At 52.0% G+C, this 12739-nt stretch carries 13 protein-coding genes; 10 read left to right on the forward strand and 3 right to left on the reverse strand.

All coding sequences use genetic code 11. The features are described from left to right. Positions 1–82: transposase (locus DXU84_RS21335; protein WP_153376634.1), on the reverse strand; the 82-nt coding region annotated here is incomplete at its 3' end. A 373-nt stretch (positions 83–455) separates the two neighbouring features. On the opposite strand from DXU84_RS21335, the gene ytfQ reads away from it, so the two are divergent. From ytfQ to yjfF, 4 genes are all read left to right on the forward strand, one after another. Next, positions 456–1412, forward strand: coding sequence for a galactofuranose ABC transporter, galactofuranose-binding protein YtfQ (gene ytfQ, locus DXU84_RS21340; protein ID WP_013577556.1), 957 nt, complete (start codon positions 456–458; stop codon positions 1410–1412). Positions 1413–1522: 110 nt separating this feature from the next. Then, a complete protein-coding gene (ytfR, locus tag DXU84_RS21345) occupies positions 1523–3004 on the forward strand; it encodes a galactofuranose ABC transporter, ATP-binding protein YtfR (protein ID WP_153376635.1) in 1482 nt (493 codons plus the stop codon). Positions 3005–3016: 12 nt separating this feature from the next. Next, positions 3017–4036: a galactofuranose ABC transporter, ATP-binding protein YtfT gene (gene ytfT, locus DXU84_RS21350; protein ID WP_015690591.1), complete on the forward strand. Its 1020-nt coding sequence runs from the start codon at positions 3017–3019 to the stop codon at positions 4034–4036. After that, complete coding sequence (gene yjfF / locus DXU84_RS21355; protein WP_013577553.1) at positions 4036–5022, forward strand: galactofuranose ABC transporter, permease protein YjfF; 987 nt, start codon at positions 4036–4038, stop codon at positions 5020–5022. Before ytfT ends, yjfF begins: the two co-directional genes overlap by 1 nt. A gap of 12 nt (positions 5023–5034) precedes the next feature. Here yjfF and hdfR read toward each other — a convergent pair whose 3' ends face one another. Then, the gene (hdfR, locus tag DXU84_RS21360; protein WP_013577552.1) at positions 5035–5859 is read right to left on the reverse strand and encodes an HTH-type transcriptional regulator HdfR; all 825 of its coding nucleotides are present in this window, start codon (positions 5857–5859) and stop codon (positions 5035–5037) included. A gap of 118 nt (positions 5860–5977) precedes the next feature. On the opposite strand from hdfR, the gene DXU84_RS21365 reads away from it, so the two are divergent. After that, positions 5978–6316: a DUF413 domain-containing protein gene (locus DXU84_RS21365; protein WP_013577551.1), complete on the forward strand. Its 339-nt coding sequence runs from the start codon at positions 5978–5980 to the stop codon at positions 6314–6316. A gap of 25 nt (positions 6317–6341) precedes the next feature. Here the strand turns inward: DXU84_RS21365 and DXU84_RS21370 are convergent, their stop codons facing one another. Continuing rightward, complete coding sequence (locus DXU84_RS21370) at positions 6342–7877, reverse strand: YifB family Mg chelatase-like AAA ATPase (protein ID WP_121020201.1); 1536 nt, start codon at positions 7875–7877, stop codon at positions 6342–6344. A gap of 366 nt (positions 7878–8243) precedes the next feature. Between DXU84_RS21370 and DXU84_RS21375 the strand changes: the two genes are divergently transcribed. The 5 genes from DXU84_RS21375 (at position 8244) to DXU84_RS21395 (ending at position 12716) form a co-directional block, all read left to right on the forward strand. After that, positions 8244–9482: an MFS transporter gene (locus tag DXU84_RS21375; protein WP_013577549.1), complete on the forward strand. Its 1239-nt coding sequence runs from the start codon at positions 8244–8246 to the stop codon at positions 9480–9482. Between the two features lie 132 nt (positions 9483–9614). Then, positions 9615–9716, forward strand: a complete 102-nt coding sequence (gene ilvL / locus DXU84_RS21380; RefSeq protein ID WP_015699153.1) for an ilv operon leader peptide — start codon at positions 9615–9617, stop codon at positions 9714–9716. Positions 9717–9863: 147 nt separating this feature from the next. Beyond that, positions 9864–11510 (forward strand): acetolactate synthase 2 catalytic subunit, encoded by a 1647-nt coding sequence (ilvG, locus tag DXU84_RS21385; protein WP_153376630.1) that lies wholly within the window; start codon positions 9864–9866, stop codon positions 11508–11510. After that, positions 11507–11770: an acetolactate synthase 2 small subunit gene (ilvM, locus tag DXU84_RS21390; RefSeq protein WP_013577547.1), complete on the forward strand. Its 264-nt coding sequence runs from the start codon at positions 11507–11509 to the stop codon at positions 11768–11770. Before ilvG ends, ilvM begins: the two co-directional genes overlap by 4 nt. Before the next feature lie 16 nt (positions 11771–11786). After that, complete coding sequence (locus DXU84_RS21395; protein WP_013577546.1) at positions 11787–12716, forward strand: branched-chain amino acid transaminase; 930 nt, start codon at positions 11787–11789, stop codon at positions 12714–12716. Positions 12717–12739 lie beyond the last annotated feature (23 nt).

Here is a 12739-nt window from a genome sequence, read left to right on the forward strand (position 1 = left end):
GGCAGAGCTCACGGGCAGAAACCCCGGCTTCAGCCTCGCGGAGGATACTGATGATCTGTTCGTCGGAAAAACGCTTCCTCATGGGGATGTCCTCATGTGGCTTATGAAGACATTACTAACATCGTGGTGTATTAATCAACGGGGAGCAGGTCAGATTATTTGCACCAATGGGCTCAAAATCTTCGCTTTTGCCAGTTGTTTTTTGTCATGTTTTGGCTGAATACATGCACGAATTGATTGTTCTCCCCGTATGTGACCTCGCTCATGCTCCCATTTTCCCTATGTACTAAACCTAATCATCGTCTTATGACGACTATCAGACCCTGACAGCATTCTTTTATCCTTTTTCCGACAAAACTGTCGTAGCGGCTGAATGCGTATGTCGGGTAAACGTCCTGGCCGTACCCTACGAGTCATAACAAAAAGTAGCTCAGACTACACGCGAGGAAAGAAACATGTACAAACGCTTATTTGTGGCAGCAGCAGTAGCAACAGCATTTTGTGGCGCAGTTCAGGCGGCTCCGCTGGTTGTTGGTTTTTCGCAGATCGGCTCTGAGTCTGGGTGGCGTTCTGCGGAAACCAAAGTCTCTAAATCAGAAGCGGAAAAACGTGGTATTACACTGAAAATATCTGATGCTCAGCAAAAACAAGAGAACCAAATCAAAGCAATACGTTCATTCATCGCACAGGGTGTTGATGCCATTTTCATCGCTCCTGTTGTTGCTACTGGCTGGGCTCCGGTTCTGACCGAAGCTAAAGAAGCTAAGATCCCTGTGTTCCTGTTAGACCGTACGATCGAAGTCAGTGATCCGTCTCTTTACACTGCTGCAGTCGCTTCTGACAGCGTGTATGAGGGCAAAGTGGCGGGTGACTGGCTGGTGAAGGACGCTGCTGGCAAACCATGTAATGTTGTCGAATTGCAGGGTACGGTCGGTGCCAGTGTGGCGTTAAATCGTAAACAAGGTTTTGCAGATGCGTTGAAAGCTGCACCAAACGTCAAAATTATCCGCTCACAGTCCGGCGATTTCACCCGCAGTAAAGGCAAAGAAGTAATGGAAAGCTTCATCAAGGCTGAGCAAAACGGTAAGAACATTTGTGCTGTTTACGCCCATAACGACGATATGGCGATCGGTGCAATTCAGGCTATCAAAGAAGCTGGCCTGAAACCGGGTTCGCAGATCAAAATCGTCTCTATCGACGGTGTTCCTGATATCTACAAAGCTATGCTGGCGGGTGAAGCGAATGCTTCTGTTGAGCTGACACCAAACATGGCTGGCCCGGCATTTGATGCGCTGATTGCGATGAAAAAGGATGGTACGCAACCGAAGAAATTCATTCAGACTCAATCCGCGTTGATCCTGCCGGACATGGCTCAGAAAGAGTATGACATGAAGAAAAACATGGGTTACTGAGCCGGTTTACCGGCTTGTCTCACGGGCAAGCCGGTAACAATTATTCCCTTTTCGCTTATAGCGAATGCAGCAGGAGTAGTGACGTGACGGATAATCCTGGTTCAGAAACGCTGCTTGAAGTACGCGGTTTATCAGTTGAATTCCCCGGCGTAAAAGCGCTGGAAAATGTCGACTTTACCCTCGAACGCGGTGAAATTGTTGCCCTTTTAGGTGAGAACGGCGCCGGTAAGTCCACAATGATTAAGGCCCTCACCGGTGTCTATAAACGTTCTGCTGGCCAGGTCTTTCTTAACGGAAAACCGATCGAGCCAATCAGTACTGCTGATGCCCAGTCGCTGGGGATTGGTACGGTATATCAGGAAGTAAATCTCCTGCCAAATATCTCTGTTGCTGCCAACTTGTTCATCGGGCGCGAGCCAACCCGTTTCGGTCTGGTCAATCAGCGCAAGATGGAACAACAGGCCGACGCCCTTCTGGAAGGCTATGGGCTGCATCTGGATGTCAGCCAGCCACTCTCAACCTACTCCATTGCGATTCAGCAAATCGTGGCAATTGCCCGCGCTGTTGACCTGTCTGCACAGGTTTTAATTCTTGATGAACCCACCGCCAGCCTTGATGCCAAAGAAGTCAGTATGTTGCTCGATATTCTGGTTCAACTGCGTGATAAAGGGGTGGGGATGATTTTCGTCACCCATTTCCTCGATCAGGTTTATCGGATCAGCGACCGGATTACCGTTTTGCGAAACGGTAAGCGTGTGGGGTCTGAACGAACGGTGGATTTACCGCGTATCGATCTCGTACCGATGATGCTGGGACACAGTTTTGATGAAAACCTGCTCAAACGCACCGAACATAGAAATGTGACGGGCGAGCCATTAGTGGATTTCAAAGACTATGGGCGTCGAGGTGTGGTCGAACATTTTGACCTGAAAGTACGTCGGGGTGAAATCGTCGGACTGGCGGGTTTACTGGGATCAGGACGGACAGAAACCGCTCAGCTGATTTTTGGCATTAAAGGGCATGACAGCGGCAATGCACGTGTCGATGGTAAAGAAGTCGCCATCAGCACGCCCAGAAAAGCGGCTAAACTGGGATTTGGTTACTGCCCGGAAGATCGTAAAACTGATGGCATTATCGGCGCGGCTACAGTGCGTGAAAATATCATCCTTGCCTTACAAGCGCAGCGCGGCTGGTTGCGTCCTTTACCCATGAAAGAGCAGTATCAGATCGCCGAAAAATTTATCAAACTCCTTGGCATCCGTACACCCGGCACTGAGCAGGAAATTCAGTATCTTTCCGGTGGTAACCAGCAAAAAGTATTGCTGTCCCGCTGGCTTGCAACCAATCCTCGTTTCCTCATTCTCGATGAACCTACCCGTGGGATTGACGTCGGTGCCCATGCAGAAATCATCCGTCTGATTGAAAAACTTTGTGACGAAGGCCTGGCGTTACTGGTCATTTCCTCTGAGCTGGAAGAACTGGCGGGTTATGCCGATCGTATTGTTGTCTTACGAGACCGTCGTCATATTGCCGAAATTGAGCAGGCTGATATCTCCGTGCCAGCCATTATGAAAGCCATTGCGGCGCAATGAGGGGAGATAGTGATGAATAACAGGAGCCTGCCAATGACGGGAAAACCGCGCAAAGTAAGATGGGTATTTCCAAAAGGCACCACGCAAATCGGTGCTTTCGTCGCAATATTAATCATAGACAGCCTGGTCGCCCCGGGCTTTTTCTCTATCCATATTCAGGATGGCCGCTTGTTTGGCAGCCTGGTGGATATTTTCAACCGTGGTGCCCCTGTCGCTTTGCTGGCTCTCGGGATGACGCTGGTTATCGCGACCGGCGGCATCGACCTTTCCGTCGGTGCGGTCATGGCGATTGCCGGTGCAACAGCCGCGACCATGACGGTGCAAGGATATCCGCTGATGATCGTGCTGCTGGCCTCGGTCGGGGTGGGGGCAATATGCGGTTTGTGGAATGGCTTTTTGGTCGCTGTTCTCCAAATTCAGCCGATTGTTGCCACGCTGATGCTGATGGTTGCCGGACGTGGCATCGCACAGCTAATTACGGAAGGGCAAATCGTCACGTTTGAACACAATGGCCTATCGCAGTTTGGCAGTGGTTCTTTGTTCTATCTGCCAATGCCGGTGATCATTGCCGTCGCCATGCTGGTTCTTGTCTGGGCACTGACGCGGAAAACAGCGCTTGGCCTGTTCATCGAATCAGTCGGCATCAATATCCGTTCTGCTTATAACGCCGGCGTAAATGCCCGTTTAGTGCTGATCTCCACTTACGTCATTTGTGGGATTTGCGCGGCCGTTGCGGGCGTTATCATAACAGCCGATATTCGCGGAGCGGACGCCAATAATGCCGGACTATGGCTGGAACTTGATGCCATTCTTGCCGTCGTCATAGGCGGCGGCTCGTTACTGGGTGGACGTTTTAACCTGCTTCTTTCGGTTGTCGGTGCACTGATCATTCAGGGAATGAATACCGGCATTCTGCTCTCCGGCTTCAAACCGGAATTCAACCTGGTGCTGAAAGCTCTGGTGGTGCTCGCTGTACTGGTAGTTCAGTCTCCCCGCGTCTCTTTCAGTAATCTGTTCCGGAGGAAAGGATAATGCTCAAAAGAAATCTGCCCCTGCTGATTACGATCGTGGTTTTCCTGGCCGGATACGCCTATTGCTTCACTCAGTTCCCCGGTTTTGCATCCACACGCGTGTTTTTTGATTTGCTGACGGATAACGCGTTTCTCGGCATCGTGGCCGTCGGGATGACATTTGTCATCTTATCCGGCGGCATCGATCTGTCAGTGGGTTCTGTTATCGCTTTCACCGGTGTTTTGCTGGCGAAACTCATCGGTGCTTATGGCATCGCGCCTGGCTATGCCTTTGTCATCGTGCTGTTGATGGGCACCACGTTTGGTGCGCTGATGGGATGGATCATTGATACGTTGAAACTGCCTGCTTTCATCATCACGCTGGCGGGCATGTTTTTTGTGCGCGGTATGAGTTTTATTGTTTCGGAAGAATCGTTGCCGATTAACCATCCGGTTTATGAATTCCTCGCCAATTATGCCTGGAAAATGCCCGGTGGTGGTCGTTTCACATTGCTGGCTCTGGTTATGCTGCTGGTGGTGCTTGGCGGGATTATTCTGGCTCACCGTACGCGATTCGGTAACAACGTCTATGCCGTTGGCGGCAGCAATGTGTCGGCTGCGCTGATGGGGGTGCCGGTAAGGCGTACCACGATTTATATCTACATGCTGTCCAGTACGCTGGCGGTCTTATCGGGCATCATTTTCTCGCTCTACACTTCTGCGGGTTATGCACTCGCGGCGAGTGGTGTAGAACTGGATGCTATCGCCTCTGTTGTGATTGGCGGGACGTTACTGAGTGGCGGCGTAGGCACGGTTTTAGGCAGCTTGTTTGGTGTGCTTATTCAGGGGCTGATCCAAACCTACATCACTTTCGATGGTACGCTTAGTTCGTGGTGGACCAAAATCGTGATGGGCGTTTTGTTGTTTATCTTCATCGGATTGCAAAAAGGGATGGGCAGCTTCTGGACAGCCAGAAGAGCGCGCCATCCGCGACCAGAACCGTCCTGAAACAGGACGGTATCAGAAATTAGTGATCAGCGGTGTTTTGAGTAACTGACGGATCAACACTTGCTGGTCGCTGGTTTGCAGCCAGACGGCGTAAAGCGGGCGGATCACCGGCGGAACATCTTCATGTGCGGCCAGTTGCGGATATTCTTTGGCCCAGTGCGCAGGCAGGAACGCACAACCGCCGGTATTTTCCAGCAACTGACGCGTCAGATGTGCAGAGGTTGTGGTTAACACCGGTTCCTGATCGCTGTTTTGCAGTTTTTCCTGCTGAGGAAAATCAGCGCCCCATTCCAGCTTCACATACGGTGATTGTTCGCTTCTGACCGTTTTCTGCGATGAGAATAGTCGTAACGAGAAATTACCTAGTAACTGACTTGAGAGCTCGTCCATCTTTGGTGGCTCGGTGGTGATCAGCAAATCCAGTTGTCTTTCATGCAATTGTTTGACCAGCGACTGACGCAGTGCAATGCGCGCCTCAAGCCTAAGCGTGCCACGCTGGGTGTAAAGAGACTGCAGCCACGGGGTCAGATAGGCTTCCCAGAGCGACGCCGTCGCACCAATCGACAATTCTGTGTGCTGTAACGAGCGTACAACCTCTTTTTTCGCCATTTGCCACGTTGACATAAGATTCTCTGCATAAGGCAGCAGACGTTCTCCTGCGGGCGTTAAGCGGATGTTATTGCGATGCCGTGTGAATAAATTGGCGCCAAGTTGGGTTTCCAGTTGCCGGATACGAAAGCTGACAGCGGATTGAGTCAGGTAAAGGGATTCCGCCGCCCGACCAAAGTGGCGAGTTCTACTGACCTCCAAAAAGGTTTTCAGTAATTCCGTGTCCAAAACTATCTCCAATATTTTTTGTCGTTAAGATTTAAATGTTTTGTTTTACACAATGTCAAGCCTAACTAATACTCCGCGCCATAACAGCACGACCATGAGAGAATTAGGAGCGTGTCAGATGGCGGAAAGCTTCACCACGACAAGTCGTTTTTTTGATAATAAACATTACCCTCGCGGGTTCTCCCGGCATGGCGATTTCACCATTAAAGAAGCGCAAATGCTAGAACGTTACGGCTTTGCTTTTAACGAGCTGGATCTGGGAAAACGTGAGCCCGTTACCGACGAAGAAAAACTGTTCCTGGAGGTTTGCCGTGGTACGCGCGAACCGGTAACGGATGCAGAAAAAGTGTGGAACAAATACATTGTCCGCACTCGTCGTCCGAAGAAATTCCACACGTTGTCTGGCGGTAAACCGCAGGCTGACGCTGTAGAAGACTACACGGAAAGCGATGACTAATGAAACGGGGCGATGCCCCGTTTTTTTATGCCAGGCTCTTATGTAGAGTTAACAATAGCCTATCCATGCTGCGATAGCTCAGTGCTTCAGCAATATGTCTTCGTTCAATCGATTCCTCGCCACCCAAATCAGCCAATGTTCTCGCGACTTTCAGAATGCGATGCCAGGCTCTGACCGATAATCCCAGTTTGTGCAGGACTTCTTCCAGAAATTCAGCATCTGCTTTGGTTAACACACAGTACGTCTCCACTTCGCTACTGCTCAGATGCGCGTTGACTTTTCCCGCGCGTTTTAACTGAATTTCTCTGGCGGTCAGTACCCGTTCCCGTACTTGTACACTATTTTCCCTGAGCACAGGCGTATGGTTTTGCTGGCTCAAAATGCCGGGCGGCAGGAGCGGGACTTCAATCGACAGATCGAATCTGTCGAGAAATGGCCCGGAAAGCCGGCTCAGGTAGCGTAAAACCTGCTGTGGCGGTGTGCGGTTATGAATGCCCTGATAGTGTCCGGTCGGGCTGGGATTCATCGCTGCAATCAGTTGCGCTCTTGCCGGATAGCGGACTTTCGCCCGTGCACGGGAAATGGTGATTTCGCCGGATTCCATTGGCTGGCGCAAGGCATCAAGAACCTGGCGCTGAAATTCTGGCAGTTCGTCGAGAAACAATACGCCGTTATGTGCCAGTGATATTTCTCCCGGTCTGGGTAACGACCCGCCTCCCACCAGCGCGCTCATGGATGTGCTGTGATGCGGTGCACGAAAGGGGCGGATGCGTGAAAACTCGCCGTCATCTTCGGGGTTATACACCAGGCTGGCAATGGCGGCCGTTTCCAGCTTTTCCTCGTTACTCATGGGCGGCAGTAAACCGGGCAACCGGCTAGCCAGCATGGTTTTTCCGGTGCCAGGAGGCCCAATCAACAATAAATTATGCCCTCCCGCTGCCGCCACTTCGAGCGCGCGCTTTGATTGCTCCTGTCCGATGATATCGGCAATGTCAGGTTGATACTCGGGCGGAGGCGCCGTCGCCGGAAATTCAATCGGTGGCAAATTGTCCTCGCCCTGAAGGAATGCGCAGACCTGCAATAAGTGCCCGGCCACCTGCGCTACACCGGGATCAAGAAGCGTCATTTCCGTCTGATTACTTTGCGGCAGGATCAACACCCGGCCCTCTTTTTGCGCCTCAAGTGCCGCCGGAATCGCGCCATTTACGCTGCGCAGCGCACCGGAAAGGCCCAGTTCACCCAGAAACTCGTACTCCTCAAGCTTATCGCCCTGAAGCTGCTCTGAGGCCACCAGAATCGCCAGCGCGATGGACAAATCATACCGGCCGCCTTCTTTGGGTAAATCAGCAGGTGCAAGATTGACGGTGATGCGTTTGGCCGGAAAGGTAAACCCGCAGTTGATGATGGCGCTGCGAACCCGATCTCTGGCTTCCTTGACGGTGGTTTCCGGTAAACCGACCAGTGTCAGGGCCGGTAATCCGTTGCTGATATGGACCTCGATCGAGACACCGGGTGCCTGAACCCCCAGCGATGCGCGGGTATATACCACGGCTAATGACATGCTTTTTCCTTTGCTATGAGCTCTGCTGACGGCAGCATGCCTGAGCTGGAAACGCTTTCGGGAAGAAGTTTGCTGCAATGCGTAATGCGATGGGAAAATAATCTGCAAGTCACCGACTTAACATGAAGGGATGCGAACTGCTTCGCAACGACAGCAATACTCCTTAACAGTTTAAGGTTTCTGGAAACAAATTAGCGGACTAATTAAGTTGCCGCAAATACCGGCAGGGGTGTTTAATCTTGCTGTATTTAACAATAAATAAACAAATACAGAACACTGATTAACATCTCTCTGCCTGACCAGGGATTTTCCGCAATGCTCTGGTGAGTGCACTACCTGCAGCTATTCCGAAATAGGGACTCACCCATGTTTGGTTGGACTTCTCGGCAGCGTAACGTTGCCATCGCCAGCTTTCTGAGCTGGACTCTCGACGCTTTCGATTTCTTCATTTTGGTCTTCCTGCTCAGCGATATCGCATCGGCATTTCAGGTAGATATCAAACAGGTCACGCTGGCAATACTGCTGACGCTGGCCGTGCGACCGATTGGGGCGTTGCTGTTCGGGCGTGCGGCGGAAAAGTACGGGCGCAAGCCGGTGCTGATGGTCAATATCGCGCTATTTTCTTTCTTCGAGCTGTGTACTGCGGCGGCACCTTCCCTGACCGTTTTCCTGATCCTTCGCGTGATTTACGGCATTGCGATGGGCGGTGTCTGGGGCGTAGCTTCTTCTCTGGCGATGGAAACCATACCTGACCGTTCCCGTGGCGTGATGTCGGGGATTTTTCAGGCGGGTTATCCGTTTGGTTATCTGCTGGCGGCGGTGGTATATGGTTTGCTGTTTAATGTGGTCGGCTGGCGCGGCATGTTTGTGATTGGTGCTGTGCCGGTTTTCCTGCTGCCTTTCATCTGGTTCAAAGTACAGGAATCGCCGGTCTGGCTGGCGGCGCGGGAACGCAACGAAAGCACGGCACTGATGCCGGTGCTGAAGAAAAACTGGAAGCTATGTATTTATCTGGTTGTGCTGATGGCGGGTTTTAATTTCTTCAGCCACGGTACGCAAGATCTCTATCCGACGTTCCTGAAAGTTCAGCACGGTTTTGACGCACATACCGTCAGTTTAATCGCCATAAGCTACAACATTGCGTCAATTATCGGTGGGATCTTCTTTGGTTCGCTGTCTGAGAAAATTGGTCGTAAGAAAGCGATTATTATCGCCGCGTTGCTTTCACTGCCGGTCATTCCATTATGGGCGTTCTCCGGCGGTTCATGGATGCTGGGGCTGGGCGCGTTCCTGATGCAGTTTATGGTGCAGGGCGCATGGGGCGTCGTGCCGACTTATCTGACCGAACTGGTGCCTGCTAACACGCGCGCGGTTCTGCCGGGGTTTGTTTACCAGCTCGGTAATCTGATTGCTTCGGTTAATGCGACGCTTCAGGCTTACATTGCCGAAAGCCACGGACACAACTACGGACTGGCGATGGCAATTGTGGCCGGTACTGTCGCCATTCTGATTTCTGTTCTGGTGGCATTTGGCCGGGATACCCGCGGAAAAGCGATTGCTGGAGCAATAAATAATCAAACGGCAAATCATCACGCTAAGTTTTGATTTTTCAGATGATTTTTCATGGTTTCTGCAACGGACTGCAAATAATAACGCAAGAAAAATGTTGTCATTAATCATCTTACTGTGATAACTCTGTAGGCAATCGTTCGCAATATGAATTTTAGAAACCTAAAAATGAAAGCCCTTCTCCTCGTAGTTAGCCTAGTCGTGATTAGCGTGGTGGTGATTATTATCCCACCGTGCGGGGCTGCACTTGGACGAAGAAAGGCTTATTAAACAAGCCTGAACCTGAAAAGAAACCCCGCACCGAAAGGTCCGGGGTTTTTTTTTGGGTCAGGAATTTCAGAGAACAGAGAAGCGGGGTCGGAAAATGAGCAACAGCATAATATTCTGCACTTGTCGCAAAAAGGCAGGAGAATAAAGATGAACGGAGCACAATGGGTAGTACAAGCGTTGCGTGCGCAGGGTGTAAATACAGTATTTGGTTATCCTGGCGGGGCAATCATGCCGGTATACGATGCATTGTATGACGGCGGCGTGGAACACCTGTTGTGCCGGCATGAGCAGGGTGCTGCAATGGCCGCCATCGGCTATGCCCGTTCTACCGGAAAAGTTGGCGTCTGTATCGCCACTTCCGGTCCTGGTGCGACCAACCTGATCACCGGTCTGGCCGACGCGCTGTTAGACTCCGTTCCGCTGGTGGCCATCACCGGGCAGGTTGGTTCTGCCTTCATCGGCACCGATGCCTTCCAGGAAATCGACGTTTTAGGGTTGTCCCTGGCCTGCACCAAACACAGCTTCCTGGTTGAATCTCTGGAAGCGCTGCCGGAAATCATGGCGGAAGCCTTTGCCATCGCCAGCTCTGGTCGTCCGGGCCCGGTTCTGATCGACATTCCGAAAGATATCCAGCTGGCCGTGGGTGAATTACCGCCGCATCTGGTGGCGGTTGAAGAAACTTTTCCGCATCCTGCGGCTGAATTACAACAAGCCCGCGCCATGATCGCTGCCGCGCAAAAACCGATGGTTTACGTCGGTGGCGGTGTCGGTATCGCGCAGGCCGTTCCGGCATTACGCGAATTCATTACTGCGACAGGCATTCCTGCGGTAGCAACGTTGAAAGGTCTGGGGGCGCCGGATGCCAGCGACCCATGTTATCTGGGTATGCTGGGCATGCACGGTACCAAAGCGGCGAATCTGGCTGTTCAGTCCTGCGATTTGCTGATTGCCGTCGGTGCGCGTTTCGACGACCGCGTGACCGGCAAGCTGAATACTTTTGCGCCAGACGCCGTGGTTATCCACATGGATATCGATCCGGCCGAGCTGAACAAATTGCGCCAGGCGCATGTGGCGTTGCAGGGTGATCTGAATGCGCTGTTACCGGCGCTGCAACAACCCCTGAACATCAACGCCTGGCGTGATGAAGTGATGACGCTGAAAGCGCAGGGCGAATGGCGCTACGATCATCCGGGTGAAGCGATTTATGCGCCGTTGTTACTGAAACAAATCTCTGACCGTAAATCGGCCAATACCGTGGTGACCACCGACGTCGGCCAGCATCAGATGTGGACCGCGCAACATATGCAGTTCACTCGCCCGGAAAACTTCATCACCTCCAGCGGTCTGGGCACGATGGGTTTCGGCGTTCCTGCCGCCGTCGGCGCACAGGTTGCCCGCCCCGACGATATGGTGATCTGCGTTTCCGGTGACGGTTCATTCATGATGAATGTTCAGGAGCTGGGCACCATCAAGCGAAAACAGTTGCCCGTCAAAATCCTGTTGCTGGATAACCAGCGATTAGGGATGGTTCGACAGTGGCAGGAATTGTTCTTCGACGGACGCTTCAGTGAAACCAACCTCTCCGATAACCCCGATTTTGTCACGCTGGCCAGCGCATTCAACATCCCCGGCCAGCGTATCCACCGTAAAGATCAAGTCGATGCCGCTCTGGACGCTTTCTTCAACAGTGAAGGTCCGTATTTGCTCCAGGTTTCCATCGACGAAAATGAGAATGTCTGGCCGCTGGTTCCACCGGGCGCAGGCAACGAAACCATGCTGGAGAAAATGTCATGATGCAACATAACGTCTCAATTCAGGCCCGCTTCCGCCCCGAAATGTTAGAGCGCGTATTACGCGTCGTCCGTCACCGTGGTTTTCAGGTGTGCGCAATGAACATGACGCCGATGGTCAATGCGGAAAACATAAATATCGAATTGACCGTTGCCAGTCAGCGGCCCGTAGATTTACTGTCTTCACAGTTACGCAAACTTATGGATGTCGCTTGTGTCGAGATCCAGCAACATACATCACAACAAATACGCGCGAATGCGTGAGTAAAGGAACGAGAGAATGACGAAGAAAGCTGATTACATTTGGTTCAACGGCGAGATGGTTCCGTGGGCAGAAGCTAAAGTCCATGTCATGTCACACGCACTGCATTACGGCACTTCCGTTTTCGAAGGCGTGCGTTGCTACGACTCCCATAAAGGCCCGGTCGTATTCCGTCACCGTGAACATATGCAGCGTCTGCGCGATTCCGCAAAAATTTACCGTATGCCTGTTTCCCAGAGCGTGGACGAGCTGATGGAAGCTTGCCGCGAAACCCTGCGCAAAAACAATCTGGTCAGCGCGTATATCCGTCCGCTGGTGTTTGTCGGCGATGTGGGTATGGGCGTTAATCCGCCGGACGGCTACAAAACTGATGTGATCATCGCCGCCTTCCCGTGGGGCGCGTATCTGGGTGAAGAAGCGCTGGAGCAGGGTATCGACGCGATGGTGTCTTCATGGAACCGCGTTGCTGCAAACACCATTCCAACCGCTGCGAAAGCCGGTGGTAACTACCTGTCCTCCCTGCTGGTCGGCAGCGAAGCACGTCGTCACGGTTATCAGGAAGGTATCGCGCTGGACATTCACGGCTATGTGTCTGAAGGCGCTGGCGAAAACCTGTTTGAAGTGAAAGAAGGCATTCTGTTCACACCGCCATTTACCTCTTCTGCCCTGCCAGGTATCACCCGTGACGCTATTATTAAACTGGCAAAAGACCTGGGTCTTGAAGTGCGTGAGCAAGTTCTGTCCCGTGAATCCCTGTATCTGGCAGACGAAGTCTTCATGTCCGGTACCGCTGCAGAAATCACCCCGGTGCGCAGCGTTGACGGCATTCAGGTCGGTATCGGTAAACGTGGTCCGGTGACCAAACAAATTCAGGATGCATTCTTCGGCCTGTTCACCGGCAAAACCGAAGATAAATGGGGTTGGCTGGATCCAATCAACCCACAATAATTTTACCCGTCATCCTTCAGGCC

Source organism: Rahnella sp. RcJ3 (assembly GCF_009498575.1).
GTDB lineage: Bacteria > Pseudomonadota > Gammaproteobacteria > Enterobacterales > Enterobacteriaceae > Rahnella > Rahnella aceris.

Bases quoted from the DNA above. Each gene is read 5' to 3' on its own strand.
- ilvG (WP_153376630.1), top strand. From the start codon at position 9,864: ATGAACGGAGCACAATGGGTAGTACAAGCGTTGCGTGCGCAGGGTGTA.
- ilvM (WP_013577547.1), top strand. From the start codon at position 11,507: ATGATGCAACATAACGTCTCAATTCAGGCCCGCTTCCGCCCCGAAATG.
- DXU84_RS21395 (WP_013577546.1), top strand. From the start codon at position 11,787: ATGACGAAGAAAGCTGATTACATTTGGTTCAACGGCGAGATGGTTCCG.
- ytfT (WP_015690591.1), top strand. From the start codon at position 3,017: ATGAATAACAGGAGCCTGCCAATGACGGGAAAACCGCGCAAAGTAAGA.
- ytfQ (WP_013577556.1), top strand. From the start codon at position 456: ATGTACAAACGCTTATTTGTGGCAGCAGCAGTAGCAACAGCATTTTGT.
- ilvL (WP_015699153.1), top strand. From the start codon at position 9,615: ATGAAAGCCCTTCTCCTCGTAGTTAGCCTAGTCGTGATTAGCGTGGTG.
- DXU84_RS21365 (WP_013577551.1), top strand. From the start codon at position 5,978: ATGGCGGAAAGCTTCACCACGACAAGTCGTTTTTTTGATAATAAACAT.
- DXU84_RS21370 (WP_121020201.1), bottom strand. From the start codon at position 7,877: ATGTCATTAGCCGTGGTATATACCCGCGCATCGCTGGGGGTTCAGGCA.
- DXU84_RS21375 (WP_013577549.1), top strand. From the start codon at position 8,244: ATGTTTGGTTGGACTTCTCGGCAGCGTAACGTTGCCATCGCCAGCTTT.
- yjfF (WP_013577553.1), top strand. From the start codon at position 4,036: ATGCTCAAAAGAAATCTGCCCCTGCTGATTACGATCGTGGTTTTCCTG.